The organism is Subtercola sp. RTI3 (genome assembly GCF_035018625.1).
Lineage (GTDB): Bacteria > Actinomycetota > Actinomycetes > Actinomycetales > Microbacteriaceae > Subtercola > Subtercola vilae.
Window position 1 is genome coordinate 1 of sequence record NZ_JASJXO010000050.1, and the last position, 13,708, is coordinate 13,708.

At 66.9% G+C, this 13,708-nt stretch carries 12 protein-coding genes and 2 tRNA genes; 6 read left to right on the plus strand and 8 right to left on the minus strand.

The features are described 5' to 3' along the window. Positions 1 to 74: 74 nt before the first annotated feature. From QN358_RS15145 to pepN, 4 genes are all read right to left on the minus strand, one after another. Positions 75 to 1,754, minus strand: a complete 1,680-nt coding sequence (locus QN358_RS15145; protein ID WP_323512858.1) for an FAD-binding dehydrogenase — start codon at positions 1,752 to 1,754, stop codon at positions 75 to 77. Between the two features lie 54 nt (positions 1,755 to 1,808). Beyond that, positions 1,809 to 2,273: a globin gene (locus QN358_RS15150; RefSeq protein WP_136643362.1), complete on the minus strand. Its 465-nt coding sequence runs from the start codon at positions 2,271 to 2,273 to the stop codon at positions 1,809 to 1,811. A gap of 6 nt (positions 2,274 to 2,279) precedes the next feature. Continuing rightward, a complete protein-coding gene (locus tag QN358_RS15155) occupies positions 2,280 to 3,368 on the minus strand; it encodes a mechanosensitive ion channel family protein (protein WP_323512859.1) in 1,089 nt (362 codons plus the stop codon). Between the two features lie 104 nt (positions 3,369 to 3,472). Beyond that, positions 3,473 to 6,016: an aminopeptidase N gene (pepN, locus tag QN358_RS15160; RefSeq protein ID WP_323512860.1), complete on the minus strand. Its 2,544-nt coding sequence runs from the start codon at positions 6,014 to 6,016 to the stop codon at positions 3,473 to 3,475. 127 nt (positions 6,017 to 6,143) lie between these two features. Between pepN and QN358_RS15165 the strand changes: the two genes are divergently transcribed. The 4 genes from QN358_RS15165 to QN358_RS15180 are packed head-to-tail and all read left to right on the plus strand — an operon-like array spanning position 6,144 to position 10,115. Further along, positions 6,144 to 6,653 (plus strand): ribose-5-phosphate isomerase, encoded by a 510-nt coding sequence (locus QN358_RS15165; protein ID WP_323512861.1) that lies wholly within the window; start codon positions 6,144 to 6,146, stop codon positions 6,651 to 6,653. 44 nt (positions 6,654 to 6,697) lie between these two features. Next, entirely contained in the window at positions 6,698 to 7,615 is a 918-nt protein-coding gene (locus QN358_RS15170; RefSeq protein ID WP_323512862.1) for an Fpg/Nei family DNA glycosylase, read from the plus strand. Between the two features lie 17 nt (positions 7,616 to 7,632). Next, positions 7,633 to 8,364, plus strand: coding sequence for an FMN-binding negative transcriptional regulator (locus QN358_RS15175; protein WP_136643367.1), 732 nt, complete (start codon positions 7,633 to 7,635; stop codon positions 8,362 to 8,364). Further along, a complete protein-coding gene (locus QN358_RS15180) occupies positions 8,361 to 10,115 on the plus strand; it encodes an amidohydrolase (protein WP_323512863.1) in 1,755 nt (584 codons plus the stop codon). Before QN358_RS15175 ends, QN358_RS15180 begins: the two co-directional genes overlap by 4 nt. A 25-nt stretch (positions 10,116 to 10,140) precedes the next feature. Here the strand turns inward: QN358_RS15180 and QN358_RS15185 are convergent, their stop codons facing one another. The 4 genes from QN358_RS15185 to QN358_RS15200 all read right to left on the minus strand — a co-directional run bounded on the left by QN358_RS15185 (position 10,141) and on the right by QN358_RS15200 (position 12,095). Beyond that, a complete protein-coding gene (locus QN358_RS15185) occupies positions 10,141 to 10,941 on the minus strand; it encodes a hypothetical protein (protein ID WP_136643369.1) in 801 nt (266 codons plus the stop codon). A gap of 169 nt (positions 10,942 to 11,110) precedes the next feature. Further along, on the minus strand, positions 11,111 to 11,599 hold the full coding sequence (locus QN358_RS15190) for a Dps family protein (RefSeq protein ID WP_136643370.1): 489 nt from the start codon (positions 11,597 to 11,599) through the stop codon (positions 11,111 to 11,113). 179 nt (positions 11,600 to 11,778) lie between these two features. Continuing rightward, entirely contained in the window at positions 11,779 to 11,964 is a 186-nt protein-coding gene (locus tag QN358_RS15195; protein ID WP_136643371.1) for a hypothetical protein, read from the minus strand. Positions 11,965 to 12,024: 60 nt separating this feature from the next. After that, positions 12,025 to 12,095, minus strand: a tRNA-Gly gene (locus tag QN358_RS15200). Positions 12,096 to 12,186: 91 nt separating this feature from the next. Here QN358_RS15200 and QN358_RS15205 point away from each other — a divergent pair. Next, a tRNA-Pro gene (locus QN358_RS15205) sits at positions 12,187 to 12,260 on the plus strand. A 56-nt stretch (positions 12,261 to 12,316) separates the two neighbouring features. After that, a complete protein-coding gene (tig, locus tag QN358_RS15210; RefSeq protein ID WP_323512864.1) occupies positions 12,317 to 13,684 on the plus strand; it encodes a trigger factor in 1,368 nt (455 codons plus the stop codon). Positions 13,685 to 13,708: the final 24 nt, after the last annotated feature.

Genomic DNA, 13,708 nt, shown 5'->3' on the forward strand with positions numbered 1-13,708 from the left:
GGTTTGCGGGTGCGACGGCCAGCCACCCGCAAACTTCGCCGAGTCGATGAAGTCAGGGCGCCGAGCAGCGGCGGTCAGAGGGCCGCGGCAACGGCGCGAGCGGCCTGGCGGGCGGAGAAGAGGCAGCCGCCGAGAAAGGTGCCCTCGAGCGAGCGGTAGCCGTGCATCCCGCCGCCGCCGAAGCCGCTGGCCTCGCCGGCTGCGTACAACCCCGGCACGGGCGAGCCGTCGGCGCCGAGCGCACGACCTGCGAGGTCGGTCTCGATTCCACCGAGTAATTTGCGCGTGACGATGTGCAGCTTGACGGCGATGAGCGGCCCCGCGGCCGGGTCGAGCAACTCGTGCGGCGACGCCACCCGGATGAGCTTGTCGCCGAGGTATTTTCGGGCGCCCCGAACCGCGGTGATCTGTGCGTCTTTGGTGAACGGATGCCCGATCTCCCGGTCACGCGCCCGAATCTCCTTCTCCACCAGCTGCTCATCGAGCCGCGCGTCACCGGGCCCCGCCGAGAGCCGTTGCATGCCGGCGAGCAGCTCGGACAGCGTGTCGGCCACCACGAAGTCGACGCCCCGCTTCTTGAACGCCTCGATGGGCCCGGGGGCGCCGGGCCCGACGCGCGCGGCCAACAGGCGCAGATCTTTGTTCGTGAGGTCGGGGTTCTGCTCGCTGCCCGAGAGCGCGAACTCCTTTTCGATGATCTTCTGCGTGAGTACGAACCACGTGTAGTCGTAGCCGGTCGCCACGATGTGTTCGAGGGTGCCGAGCGTGTCGAAACCGGGGAACAGGGGCACAGGCAGCCGTTTTCCGGTCGCGTCGAGCCAGAGTGACGAGGGCCCCGGCAGAATGCGAATACCGTGCTGCGGCCACACCGGGTCGAAGTTCGTGATGCCCTCGGTGTAGTGCCACATGCGGTCGAAGTTGATGAGCCGGGCCCCGGCCGCTTCAGTGATGCCGAGCATCCGGCCGTCGACGTGGGCAGGTACGCCCGAGAGCATGGATGCCGGCGGCCGCCCCATGCGCTTCGGCCAGTTCTGACGCACCAGCTCGTGGTTGCCGCCGATTCCGCCGCTCGTCACGATGACGGCCGACGCTCGGAGTTCGAACTCGCCCACCACATCGCGCGTGCTCGTCACCCCGCGCCCTGCGTCGCTCGCGGCGAGAATGCTGCCGCGAACGCCGGTGACCGTTCCGCCGGTGCTTGTCAGGGCGTCCACTCGGTGCCGGTGCAGCACGGTGATGAGACCGTTTGCCACCCCGCGCTCGACACGAGCGAGGAAGGGCGCGAGAACGCCGGGGCCGGTGCCCCAGGTGATGTGAAAGCGGGGTACTGAGTTGCCGTGCCCGTTGGCCGTGTAGCCGCCGCGCTCGGCCCAACCCACGATGGGGAAGAACCGCACGCCCTGCTGGTGCAGCCACGAGCGCTTCTCGCCGGCAGCGAACTGCAGATAGGCCTCGGCCCAGAGCTTCGGCCAGTAGTCTTCTGCGCGATCGAACCCGGCGCTGCCGAACCAGTCCTGGCGGGCGAGTTCGAGCGAGTCGTGCACGCCGAGGCGGCGCTGTTCGGGGCTGTCGATGAGAAAGAGGCCGCCGAACGACCACCACGCCTGGCCGCCGAAGGAGGCGGCAGGCTCCTGTTCGACGATCGTGACGTGTTTGCCCGCGTCGACGAGCTCGGCGGCAGCGACGAGGCCGGCGAGACCGGCACCCACAATGATGACGTCGGTCGAGGCGGTACCGCTGGCGTGCTGGGCCATCTCAGAAACTCCTTCGTTGTCTGTGTCGCCGCCAAGCTGCCGCCCGAGCGGCGCCTACTCGTCGAACGTATTCACCATCGCATGCGCAGCACGTTCGAGATAGTCCCAGAGCGTGGCATCCTGCAGCGGCGGCAGTTCGAGCGAGTCGACGGCCGCCCGCATGTGCGTCAGCCACCGGTCGCGCGCATCGGGGTTCACCTTGAACGGATTGTGGCGCATACGCAGCCGCGGGTGGCCGCGCTGCTGGCTGTACGTGGTGGGCCCGCCCCAGTACTGCTCGAGAAACCCGGTGAGGCGTTGGATGGCTCCCTCGAGGTCTTCTTCGGGGTACATGGCCACGAGAACGGGGTCGCCCGCGACCCCGCGGTAGAACTCGCGTACAAGGCGTTCGAAGGTGGGTCGACCTCCGAGCTGATCGTAGAACGTCACCCCGTCAGAGCTCGCGGGCACCGATGCCGTGGGTACGACGGGGATGAGCCCGAGCGGCGGCGGGGTGGGGAGGGCAGTGTCTTCGGGCATCCGGTATCAGGCCTCGCTGTTCGGGGGAGTGGAGCGGTTCGCGCGCGTCGGGGCAGTGGAGGTGCCTCGGCGCGGGGCGCGCGGCGCGCGAGTGGCAGCGGGCAGGGTGCTGACGGGCGGGGTGTCGGCGGGCACCGTGCTCTCGGGTACCGTGCTGGTGGGCCCGGTTCGGGGTGCGCGTGCGCCTGCGATGGATGCAGCACCCTCGAACCCCGTCAGCACGATGCTGTTCAGCGAGGGCAGTTTGACCCCCATCTCGTCGAGCGCGCGTTTCAACTGCATGCGCAATTCGCGGGCGACATCGTCTTTGGCGTTCGTTCGGGTCTTGACCACCAGGCGAATGACAAGTGCCTCGGCCGAGATGCTTTCGAGGCCCCAGATCTCGGGCTTCTCGATGACCCGCGAACGCCACTTCGGGCTCGCGGCCAGCTCGTTCGCGGTCTCGAGCATCTTCTCCTGCACGGCGTCGACATCGGTGTCGTACGGAATGGCGAGGTCGATGATGACCCGTGCCCAGCCCTGCGACATGTTGCCCACGCGGGTGATCTCGCCGTTGCGCACGAACCAGAGGGTTCCGTTGACGTCGCGCAGGGTGGTGACGCGGATTCCGACGGCCTCGACCACGCCGGTGGCCGGCCCGAGGTCGACCACGTCGCCGACGCCCAGCTGGTCTTCGACCACCATGAAGAGGCCGTTCAGCATGTCTTTGATGATGTTCTGCGCGCCGAAACCGAGCGCGGCCCCGATCACACCGGCCGAGGCAACCAGCGCGGAGATCTGAAAGTTCAGTTCGCTCAGAATCATGATGAACGCGAACACCACGATGGCCCACGTGATGAAGTTCGACAGAACGCTGCCCATGGTGCGGGTGCGCTGCACCACTCGTACGGCAGCGATGGGCGAGGCGATGAGTGCCTGGGTGTCTGCGGCATCATGCTTCTTCTTCACGCCGGTGACTACGCGCTTCACGACACGGTCGACCGAGTGCAGCAGGATGACCCGGATGATCAGGGCACCGACCACGATGGCGACGATGTTGATCAGGGGTTTGAATGACTCGTAGAACTTGCCCAGATTGAAGAAGAATTCATTCATAGACCCACGATTCTACTGACCGAGCCTCACCGAAAGCTGAGCGGCGCTCCCGGGGGAGAACGCCGCTCAGCGGTGGTGTTCGGTGGTGTTCGGCGGCTGGGAACCTACTCGGCGTCGCGCTTCTGCGCCGCGAGTGCGCGGTCGACACCAGCGAGGTTCTCGACCACGAGACGGCGCAGCGCCGCGGGTTCGGGGTCGGTGTCGAGCCATGCCTGCGTGGCGTCACGCAGCTCCTGGCCGGCGAGGCCCGAGGGGTACAGGCCCGTGATCAGCGTCGCAGCGATCTGGTACGAGCGGTTCTCCCACAGGTCGGTGACGACCTCGAAGTACTTCGCGATGTACGGCTGCAGCAGCGACTCGTCGGTGGCCCGCTGAAAGCCCGCCGTGGTGGCCCGCACAATGAGGTTCGACGCGTCGTCACTGTCGACGAGGGATGCCCACGCCGCTGCCTTGGCCTCGGCCGTCGGAATCGACGCTCGCGCGCTCGCCGCCGACTGTGCACCGCTCGCAGTGTTGTCGGCCGCCTGTGCCGCAGCGATCTCGCTCTCGCCAGCCGCCCCGCCCACAACCAGTGCGATGAGCAGATCCCATGACAGATCGGTGTCGATCTCCAGGCCCTCAAGCGCAACCTCGCCGCTCAGCAGGGAGGCGACTGTTGAGAGAGTCTCCTCGCTCGTGGCGACGGCCGCGAAGAACCGCACGAACTGAAATTGCTCGTCTGACCCGGGCGCCGCGTTGCGGGCCAGCGACCACAGCTCGTCGGCGGCCAGGGCGGTCGTCTCCTTCTGTGCTGCGGGAGCCACGTACATGTTCGCAGTGAGTACCAGCTGGTTCAGGGCCGTGCGAAGCGTGGTGCTCTCGCTCTCGGTCGCCACGTTGCCCAGCACAAGCTGTACGAAATCGCGGGGGCGCGTCTCGGCGTCACGCGTCGCATCCCACACCGAGCCCCACACGATCGAGCGGGCGAGCCCGTCTTCGATCGCGGCGAGGTGCTCGATGGCGGTGTTCAGTGACAGGGAGTCGAGACGGATCTTCGCGTAGGCGAGGTCGTCGTCGTTCAGCAGCACGAGGTCGGGGCGTGACAGCCCCACGAGCTCGTCGACCGTCGTGCTGGCCCCATCGACATCGAGCTCGACGCGGTGGTTGCGAATGAGCGCACCCTCGTGCAGGTTGTAGAACCCGATCGCCAGGCGGTGCGGCCGGATGGTCGGGTACGCCTCGATCGCGGTCTGGGTCACGGCGAACGACGTGATGACCCCGTCAGAATCGGTTTCGATCTCGGGGCGCAGCGTGTTCACGCCAGCCGTCTCGAGCCAGAGCTTCGACCACTCGGAGAGGTCGCGACCGCTGGTGGCCTCGAGCTCGGTGAGCAGGTCTTTCAGCTCGGTGTTCGAGTAGGCGTGCTTCTGGAAGTACTGTCCGACACCGGCGAGAAACTGCTCTTGTCCCACCCAGGCGACGAGCTGCTTGAGCACAGAGGCGCCCTTCGCATACGTGATGCCGTCGAAGTTCACCTGCACATCGTCGAGGTCGTTGATGGTGGCGAAGATGGGGTGCGTCGAGGGCAGCTGGTCTTGGCGGTAGGCCCAGCTCTTCTCGGTCGAGGCGAAGGTCGCCCAGGCGCCGTGCCACTCGGTGGCCTCGGCCGTCGCGAGGGTGGAGATGTACTCGGCGAACGACTCGTTCAGCCACAGGTCGTTCCACCACTTCATGGTGACCAGGTCGCCGAACCACATGTGCGCGAGCTCGTGCAAGATCGTGACGACGCGGCGCTCCCGCACGGCATCCGTCACCTTCGAGCGGAACACGTACGCCTCGGTGAACGTCACCGCTCCCGCGTTCTCCATGGCACCGGCGTTGAACTCGGGTACAAACAGCTGGTCGTACTTGGCGAACGGGTACGGGTAGTTGAAGCGCTTCTCGTAGAACTCGAAGCCCTGGCGGGTCTTCTCGAACACGTAGTCGGCATCCATGTACTGCGAGAGCGAGGCACGCGAGAACACGCCCAGCGGAATCACTCGGCCGTCGCTCGAGGTGAGTTCGCTGCGCACGACCGCGTAGGGCCCGGCCACGATGGCGGTGACGTACGACGAGAGAATCGGAGTGGTCTCGAAGCTCCAGGTTGCACTGCCGTCGCCGGCCGAGATGGGCTCGGGGGTGGGCGAGTTCGAGACGACCTGCCACGCTGCGGGCGCGGTGACCGTGAACGTGAACGTGGCCTTCAGGTCGGGCTGCTCGAACACGGCGAACACGCGCCGCGAGTCGGGAACCTCGAACTGGCTGTACAGATAGACCTCGTTGTCTACCGGGTCGACGAAGCGGTGCAGGCCCTCGCCGGTATTCGTGTACAGCGCGTCGGCCACGACCGTGAGCGTGTTCGTGTCGCCGAGGTCGTCGAGCTGAATGCGCACGTTGTCGCTGACGGTTGCGGCGTCGAGCGCCCGCCCGTTCAGCTCGACAGTGCGCACGTTCTTCGTGATGGCATCGATGAAAGTGGATGCCCCCTTCGAGGCCGTGAAACGAACCGTGGTGGTGCTCAGAAAGGTTTCCGGCCCCTGAGTGACGTCGAGCGTGACGTCATAACTCGACACTGAGATGAGCGCGGCACGCTGCTGGGCTTCGACGCGGGTGAGGTTTTCTCCAGGCAACTGATGTTCTCCATACTGGTTGTGATCTTTGCGGCACGCTCTGGCAGCCTTGTGGGCGCCGGGCGCGTGAATGCTCCGAACCAGCCTAGCGAGCGGTCGCCGGGCATGCCGCCTGTAAACTCGCCCCATGCGCATTCACCTCGGCACCGATCACGCGGGGCTCGACTTCAGCCGGCACCTTCTCGACCACCTCAGCGCGGCCGGGCACGAGGTCGTCGACCACGGCCCCACCGACTACGACCCCATCGACGACTACCCGTCGTTCTGCATCAATGCGGCGCTCGCCGTGGTGCGCGACCAGCGGGCCGGCGTCGAAGCACTCGGCATCGTCTTCGGTGGTTCGGGAAACGGCGAGGCCATCGCCGCGAACAAAGTGAACGGCGCCCGTGCGGCCCTGGTCTGGAGCCACTCCACCGCCCTGCTGGCCCGCCAGCACAACGATGCGAACCTCATCGCGATCGGCGCGCGGCAGCACACGGTCGACGAGGCCGTTGCGTTCATCGACACCTTCATCAACGAACCGTTCTCGTTCGAAGAGCGGCACGCACGGCGCATCGCCCAGCTGGCCGAATATGAGGCGACGGGCGCCATCGCGGGCATTCACGTCGGCGCCGACGTGATCACCGCCAGCAACTGAACCACCACCACTGAACCACCACCACTGAACCAGGGAGCAACGCCGTGCCTGAGGGCCATTCCGTTCACCGTATCGCGCTTCAGTTCGAGCGCGACTTCGTCGGTCACCGCGTCGCCGCCAGCTCCCCGCAGGGCCGTTTCGCTGAGGGTGCAGCCGAGATCGACGGGTTGACGCTGGTCGAGGCTCGTGCGGTGGGAAAACAGATGTTCCTGCGGTTCGAGAATGACCTGTGGCTGCGCATCCACCTCGGCATCTATGGCGCCTGGGATTTCTTCGGCACCGTCTCGCCGATCACCTCTGAGTCGGAAGCGCTCGGCAGCATGGGCGCGCCGAGGCTCAGGCGCGCCGTGCGCATGGCCGAGACCGAGAACACGAAAGACGTCGACCTCGAATCGTTTCCGCCTCCGCCGGTCGGAGCCGTGCGGGTGCGGCTGATGACCGACGCAACGGTCGCCGATCTGCGTGGCCCCACCGCGTGCGAGGTGATCGGCGCCGACCAGGTCGCCACCGTGCTTGCGCGGCTCGGGCCCGACCCCGTCACTGACAACACTCCCGAGGCCGAAGACCGGTTCGTGGCGAGCATCCGCACGAAGCCCACGCCCGTCGGGCTGTTGCTCATGGATCAGTCGATCGTCAGCGGAATCGGCAATGTGTACCGCGCCGAGCTGCTGTTTCGTGCCCGCCTGAACCCGCACACCCCGGGCAAGAATGTCAGCGAAGACCAGGTGCGTGCCGTCTGGCGCGACTGGGTCTACCTGCTCGACATCGGCATCCGTACTGGCATGATGCTGACGATGGATGGCCAGACCCCCGAAGTTGAGGCGGCAGCGCGGTTGAATCGCAGCGACCGCTACTGGGTATACAAACGTGAGGGATTACCCTGCCGGGTCTGCTCAACGCATATCATCATGGAGCTGATGGCGTCACGAAAGCTCTACTGGTGCCCGAACGACCAAGCGTGACCGAGTAACCTCGGCTCATGAGAACCAACCCGAGTTTCGCCCTGGCCGACACGGAGGAGATTCGCCGTCTCATTCGGCTGAACCCCTGGGTGACGCTCGTCAGCAACACCAGCACGGGGTTGGTGGCATCGCACTATCCCGTCGTGCTCGACGAAGAAGCTGATGGCATCGCGGTGCTCAGCCACGTGGGGCGGCCGGATGAACGGCTGCACGAACTCGGGCAGCATGAGGTTCTGGTGATCATCCAGGGGCCCCACGGGTACATCTCGCCGGGCTGGTACGACGCCAACCCCGCCGTGCCCACCTGGAACTTCGTGGTGGCGCACCTGCACGGGGTGCCCGAGATTCTCTCCGACGACGAGAACCTCACGGTGCTCGCGCGCCTGGTCGACCACTTCGAAGACCGCATGCCGGAGCCACGGCGCATGGCCGGAACGCTCGAGAACGCGGCCTACGCCCGGCGCATCAGCGCCGGCACGGTGGGCTTTCGCCTCACGGCCACGCGCATCGACGCCAAGTCGAAGCTCAGCCAGAACAGGCCGGCCGAGACGGTGGAGCGCATCATCCACGAGCTCACCGAGGGTGACAACTACCGCCAGCCCGAGCTCGCCGCCGAAATGCGGCGGGTACACCCGGTGGGCGGGGTGGGTGGCGGCTACGCTGGCGTGCCCACCGCTGCCGGTCCGTCGGAGGCTGCCGCTGCCGCTGATGAATTGCCCACTGCTGCCACGCCGTCGGGTGCCGAGTGACCGACGACGTCTTCCTCACCGGCGGGCGCATGCCCGGCCACGACGGCAGCCTCGACGTGCTGCTGGCCGACGGGCGCATCCGGGCCATCGTGCCGACGGGGATCGTCGCGGCGCCGAACTCTTCTCGGGTGATCGAGCTCGAGGGGCGCTACCTCATCCCGGGGCTCTGGGACAACCACGTGCACTTCACGCAGTGGTCGCTGCTCGGGCGTCGGTTCGACTTCGGGGCGGCACACTCGCCCGAAGCGGTCGCGGTGCGGGTGGCTGAGGTTGTGCATCCGGGCGACCCAGCGACCGAACGCGCAGAGCTCGTGGGCGCACGGCTGCCGGGTGCGGGGTTCGCCGGCCGGTTCGCGCGGCCCGTGATCGGCTACGGCGTGCGCGATGCGCTCTGGGCGGGCGAACTGACCCGGGGGCAGCTCGATGCGGCGGCGGGAGCGCAGCCGGTCGTTCTGTTCAGCAACGACCTGCACTCGTGCTGGCTCAACACGGCGGCTCTCAGGCAGTACGGGCTGGCCGAGCATCCGTCGGGCCATCTGGTCGAAGACGACTGCTTTCGCATCGCCCGTGAACTCGACGATGTGTCTGACGACGAGGCCGACGAACTCGCCGCTCTCGCGGGCCGGCGCGCTGCCGCCCTGGGCGTCGTGGGCGTCGTCGACTTCGAGATGCGCGACAACTACGCCGACTGGAGCCGCCGCATCGCCGCCGGCCAGCAGAACCTCCGCGTGGCGTTCGGAATCTACTCGCAGCACCTCGCGCTCGCGGCCGAGCGCGGGCTCCGCACCGGCGACGTCATCCCGAAGACGGGCGGGCTGCTCAGCGTGGGGCCGTTCAAGGTCATCACCGACGGGTCGCTCGGCACCCGCACCGCCTACTGCTTCGAGCCGTATGCGGGGTTTGCGGGCGCTGGCGCTGCTGCTGGTGCTGGTTTCGGTGTCGATGGGAGCCCGGGGCATTCGCACGGCATGCTCACGGTGGCTCCGGATGCCCTGCTCGCGTTGCTCCGACGCGCCACCGCCCAAGGGCTCAGGCCCGCCGTGCACGCCATCGGCGACCACGCCAACCGCTTGGCGCTCGACGCCTTCGAGGCCCTCGCGGCAGGCGATGCTTCCGCAGTGACGGCTGCTGCTGCTGCTGCTGCCGCCGCTGCCGGTGTTGCCGCGGGAGCGCCGGGGCCCGGCGTGCTCGCAACGCCCGACCTCACACGAGGGTGGGGCGCCGCGGTTCCGGCGTCGATCGCCGGGGGAGCAGTGCTGCCGTGGGGGCGTATCGAGCACGCGCAGCTGCTCGCCGACACCGACTTCGAACGGTTCGCGGCCCTCGGTGTGGCGGCGAGCGTGCAACCCGAGCACGCGATGGATGACCGTGACATCGCCGACCGGTACTGGGCCGGCCGCACAGACCGAGCGTTCGCCTTCGAGCGCCTGCGGGCATCCGGAGCCGCACTGTTGCTCGGGTCTGATGCCCCCGTGGCTCCGCTCGACCCGTGGATCAGCCTCTCGGCCGCCGTCTCGCGTGCTCGCGACGGGCGCCCGGCCTGGCATGCCGAGCAGCGCCTCTCGGCGCTCGCTGCTCTGGCCGCGGCGACAAACGGCGTTGGAACCATCGGCGTGGGCCTGCCCGCCGACCTCGCCATCGTGGAGCTCGACCCCCTGACCGCTGACCCCGGGCGCCTTCGCACCATGCCCGTCGCGGCCACCTTCCTCGCTGGTCGCCCCACCCACCTCGGCGCCTGGGCCGCCTCCTAGCCCAGGGGTTACGGCAGGGTGGGAATCAGGGGAGCGGGGGCTGTGCGGAGCAGTGCACGAGGGCGTAGGGGCCGGAGGCGCGCTGCTGGTCGATGACGGTTCCGTCGACGGTGATGCGGCACGAGAGGGTCTCTGCGGGGTCGGAGGGATCGGTGGCGGCACCGGTCAGCTGGGGTGACACGGTGGCGGAGAGGAAGATCGGCTGCGAAAGAGCCGACGTGGTGATGGTTCGCGAGTAGGGGATCGGCTGGGGGCCCGACGGATTGGGCCCAGAGGTGCTGTCGAGCGAGGGGAACTCGGTGATGACGGCGGAGGGCGCCGTTCCGGTCACCTCGTAGACGATGGTCGCGGTGGCGGGAGCAGGCTTGGTGACAGGGCCGGCGGCATGCGGGCCAGCGTTCGAATACGGTTGGCCGCCGGTGAGAGACGAGACCCCGTGCTGTGCGAGCGGGATGACGTAGAAGTACAGGCCGGCGGCAAGTGCGGCGGTGGCGGCGAGGCCGATGAGCGAGCGCAGCAGCCTGATGCCCGGAATGATCGGGGGCAGCAGGCGCGCGCCGAAGGAGGTGCCGCCGAGCACCAGAACCAGGGCAGCCAGACCGACCAGTACGGGGTCGATGTGGAGGACGAACACGACGATGGCACCGACAGCGAGCAGCAGCGCGGCCACGCCAGCCAGTACGAGAGCGATGACGCGCCCGGGGCGCCGCGGACGCCCGGGGCGACCGAGCGGGCCCGGGCCAGACCCCGGCCCCGCCGGTGGCAGGGGCGTGGTGGCGGGCAGCGCTGGTGCCGAACCCCTGCGCGGCGTCGGAACGGGAATCATGCTGAGAGAATATCAGTTTCTGGGCATCCGGAACCGCTCATGTGCAGAACAGGCGGCGATTGCAGAGCCCGAACGCGAAAAAGGGCCTCCTAGGAGGCCCTTTTCAGTGGTCGTGCAGGTGGTGCACGTCACGCAGGCAGCGCGAGCGCCACACGAGTGAAGACGCGAATCAGACTGCGCTGATGTGAGCGAACAGGAACCAGCGGTCTTTCTCGAGGCTGCGGGCGATCTGGATGGCGACGTCTTGGCTCGCGGCGTCGATGGCGCCGAGCTCCTTGATGGCCTTGTTCACGCCGACGAGCAGGGCGTCGATCTGGTTCACGAGCGAACCGATCATGACCTCGGCGGGCTGGAACCCGGCCGGCAGCTCGGGCAGCGTGGTGTTCGCCGCGACGGCGCCGATGCGGGCGTCGAGGGGCAGGCCGAGGGCGACGACACGCTCAGCGGCGGTGTCGGCGTAGTCTTCAGCGCGTTCGACGATCTCGTCGAACAGCTCGTGAACGGCGATGAAGTTCGCGCCGCGAACGTGCCAGTGGGCCTGCTTGCCGTTGATGACGAGGGCCTGCGAGTCGATGACGACCTGGCTCAGAAACTGAGCGGCAGCGGCAGCAACATCGGGGTTGGCCGAGCTCGTGATGGTGGTGACAACGTCTGACATAACGTCTCCCTTCTAAACATGGTCCTCATCGGGCGAGGTGATGAGCGCAACGTTACTCAGTTCAGAGAGGCGCGCAAGCAAGCACAGGCTGCACTAACGAAGGGAAGGTTAACCTTCGTCTGGCCCGGTGGGAGCCGTTTTCTGATCGGGGAGCGCCAGCGAACCGATGTCAGGAGGCCTCAGTTCCGGATGCCCAACAGCCCCCGAGCCGCGACCTCGTCGCCGGGCAGCTGCCGACCCCACCTGAACTCACAGGCATGGTCGCTGCAGGCCGCATACGCCAGCAGAATGCCGTGCGAATTGACCGTGATCTCGTCATCGGCACTGTTGCCGCACCCTGCCACCAGACACGCCGTCTTCACCATGAAATCAGGCTACGTACGGGTGAACCATGCCGACAGGGGTTGTGCAATGGCTTATCAGGGAGGGGATGACGAGAATCGAACTCGCGTGATCAGTTTGGAAGACTGAGGCTCTACCATTGAGCTACATCCCCGCGCACCCGAGGGCACTCGAACAGCGTAGTACAGGTTGGGCTCACATCCTGTGCTCACATCGTGTGCACTAGACTTATCGAGGTTATTTCCCGGGGCGTAGCTCAGCTTGGTAGAGCGCTCGGTTTGGGACCGAGAGGTCGCAGGTTCGAATCCTGTCGCCCCGACACGCACATCTTGTAACCGTCGTAGATCAGTTTCAATTCTCAGGAGATTTCTCAACGTGAAGACCACGGTCGAACAGCTCAGCCCCACCCGCGTCAAGCTCGCTATCTTCGTGACCCCCGAAGAACTGAAGCCCAGCATTGACCACGCCTACAGCCACATCGCTGAGCAGGTCAACATTCCCGGCTTCCGCAAGGGCAAGGTGCCGCCGCCCCTCATCGACCAGCGCGTCGGCAAGGAGGCCGTGCTCGAGCACGCAGTGAACGACGGGCTCGACGGTTTCTATCGTGCGGCCATCGCCGAGAAAGAGTTGCGCCCGTTGGGCCGCCCCGAGGCCGACATCGTCGGATGGCCGAGCAACAAAGACTTCTCCGGTGAGCTCGAACTCGCCATCGAGGTCGATGTTCGCCCCGAACTCGACCTGCCCAACTACGAGGGTCTCGCCGTCACGGTCGACGCCCTCGACGTCACCGACGAAGAGGTCGACGCTGAGCTCGAGCGCCTGCGCACCCGCTTCGGCACCCTCGTCACGGTCGACCGCCCCATCTCGACGGGCGACTTCGCCCAGCTCGACCTCATCGCCACGATCGACGGCGTCGAGGTCGACAACGCGACCGGAATCTCGTACGAGGTCGGTTCGGGCGAACTGCTCGAAGGCATCGACGCGGTTCTCGACTCGCTCACCGCTGGCGAGACCACCACGTTCGAGGCTCCCCTTCTCGGCGGCGACTTCGCCGGCAAAGACGCCCTCGTCGAGGTCACCGTCAACTCGGTGAAAGAGCGCGAGCTGCCCGAGGCTGACGACGACTTCGCCCAGATCTCGAGCGAATTCGACACCATCGACGAGCTGAAGGTCGACCTGCGCAGCCAGGTCGAGCGCCAGAAGTCGTTCGGCCAGGTCACGGATGCCCGTACCAAGACCCTCGACGCACTGCTTGCCCTTGTCGAGGTTCCTGTGCCCCCGAAGCTCATCGAAGACGAGGTGCACCGTCACCTCGAGAACGAGAGCCGTCTCGAAGACGACGTTCACCGCGCCGAGGTCGTCGAGTCGAGCACCGCCACCTTCAAGACCCAGATTCTTCTCGACGTCATCGCCGAGAAAGAAGAGGTCAAGGTCAGCCAAGACGAACTGAGCCAGTACCTCATTCAGAGCGCTGCCCAATACGGCATGGAGCCGCAGGAGTTCGTTCAGGTTCTCGACCAGAACGGCCAGATTCCCGCCATGGTCGGCGAGGTCGCCCGCAACAAGGCTCTCGCCATCGTTCTCGACAAGGCCGTCGTCACCGACACCAACGGCAAGGTCGTCGACGTCTCCGAGTTCACCTCGATCACCCGCGACGCCGACGAGCCTTTCGTGGCTGTCGACGGTGGCGCCGATGACGAAGACGAGCACGCGGGTCACGACCACGCGGGCCACTCGCACTAAGCACCAGCCACAGCGAGCCGGGCG

What these genes read in the sequence shown, in the direction of transcription:
- QN358_RS15145 (WP_323512858.1), bottom strand. Translation starts at nt 1,754, where the DNA reads ATGGCCCAGCACGCCAGCGGTACCGCCTCGACCGACGTCATCATTGTG.
- QN358_RS15165 (WP_323512861.1), top strand. Translation starts at nt 6,144, where the DNA reads ATGCGCATTCACCTCGGCACCGATCACGCGGGGCTCGACTTCAGCCGG.
- QN358_RS15155 (WP_323512859.1), bottom strand. Translation starts at nt 3,368, where the DNA reads ATGAATGAATTCTTCTTCAATCTGGGCAAGTTCTACGAGTCATTCAAA.
- QN358_RS15195 (WP_136643371.1), bottom strand. Translation starts at nt 11,964, where the DNA reads ATGGTGAAGACGGCGTGTCTGGTGGCAGGGTGCGGCAACAGTGCCGAT.
- QN358_RS15175 (WP_136643367.1), top strand. Translation starts at nt 7,633, where the DNA reads ATGAGAACCAACCCGAGTTTCGCCCTGGCCGACACGGAGGAGATTCGC.
- QN358_RS15190 (WP_136643370.1), bottom strand. Translation starts at nt 11,599, where the DNA reads ATGTCAGACGTTGTCACCACCATCACGAGCTCGGCCAACCCCGATGTT.
- QN358_RS15185 (WP_136643369.1), bottom strand. Translation starts at nt 10,941, where the DNA reads ATGATTCCCGTTCCGACGCCGCGCAGGGGTTCGGCACCAGCGCTGCCC.
- QN358_RS15150 (WP_136643362.1), bottom strand. Translation starts at nt 2,273, where the DNA reads ATGCCCGAAGACACTGCCCTCCCCACCCCGCCGCCGCTCGGGCTCATC.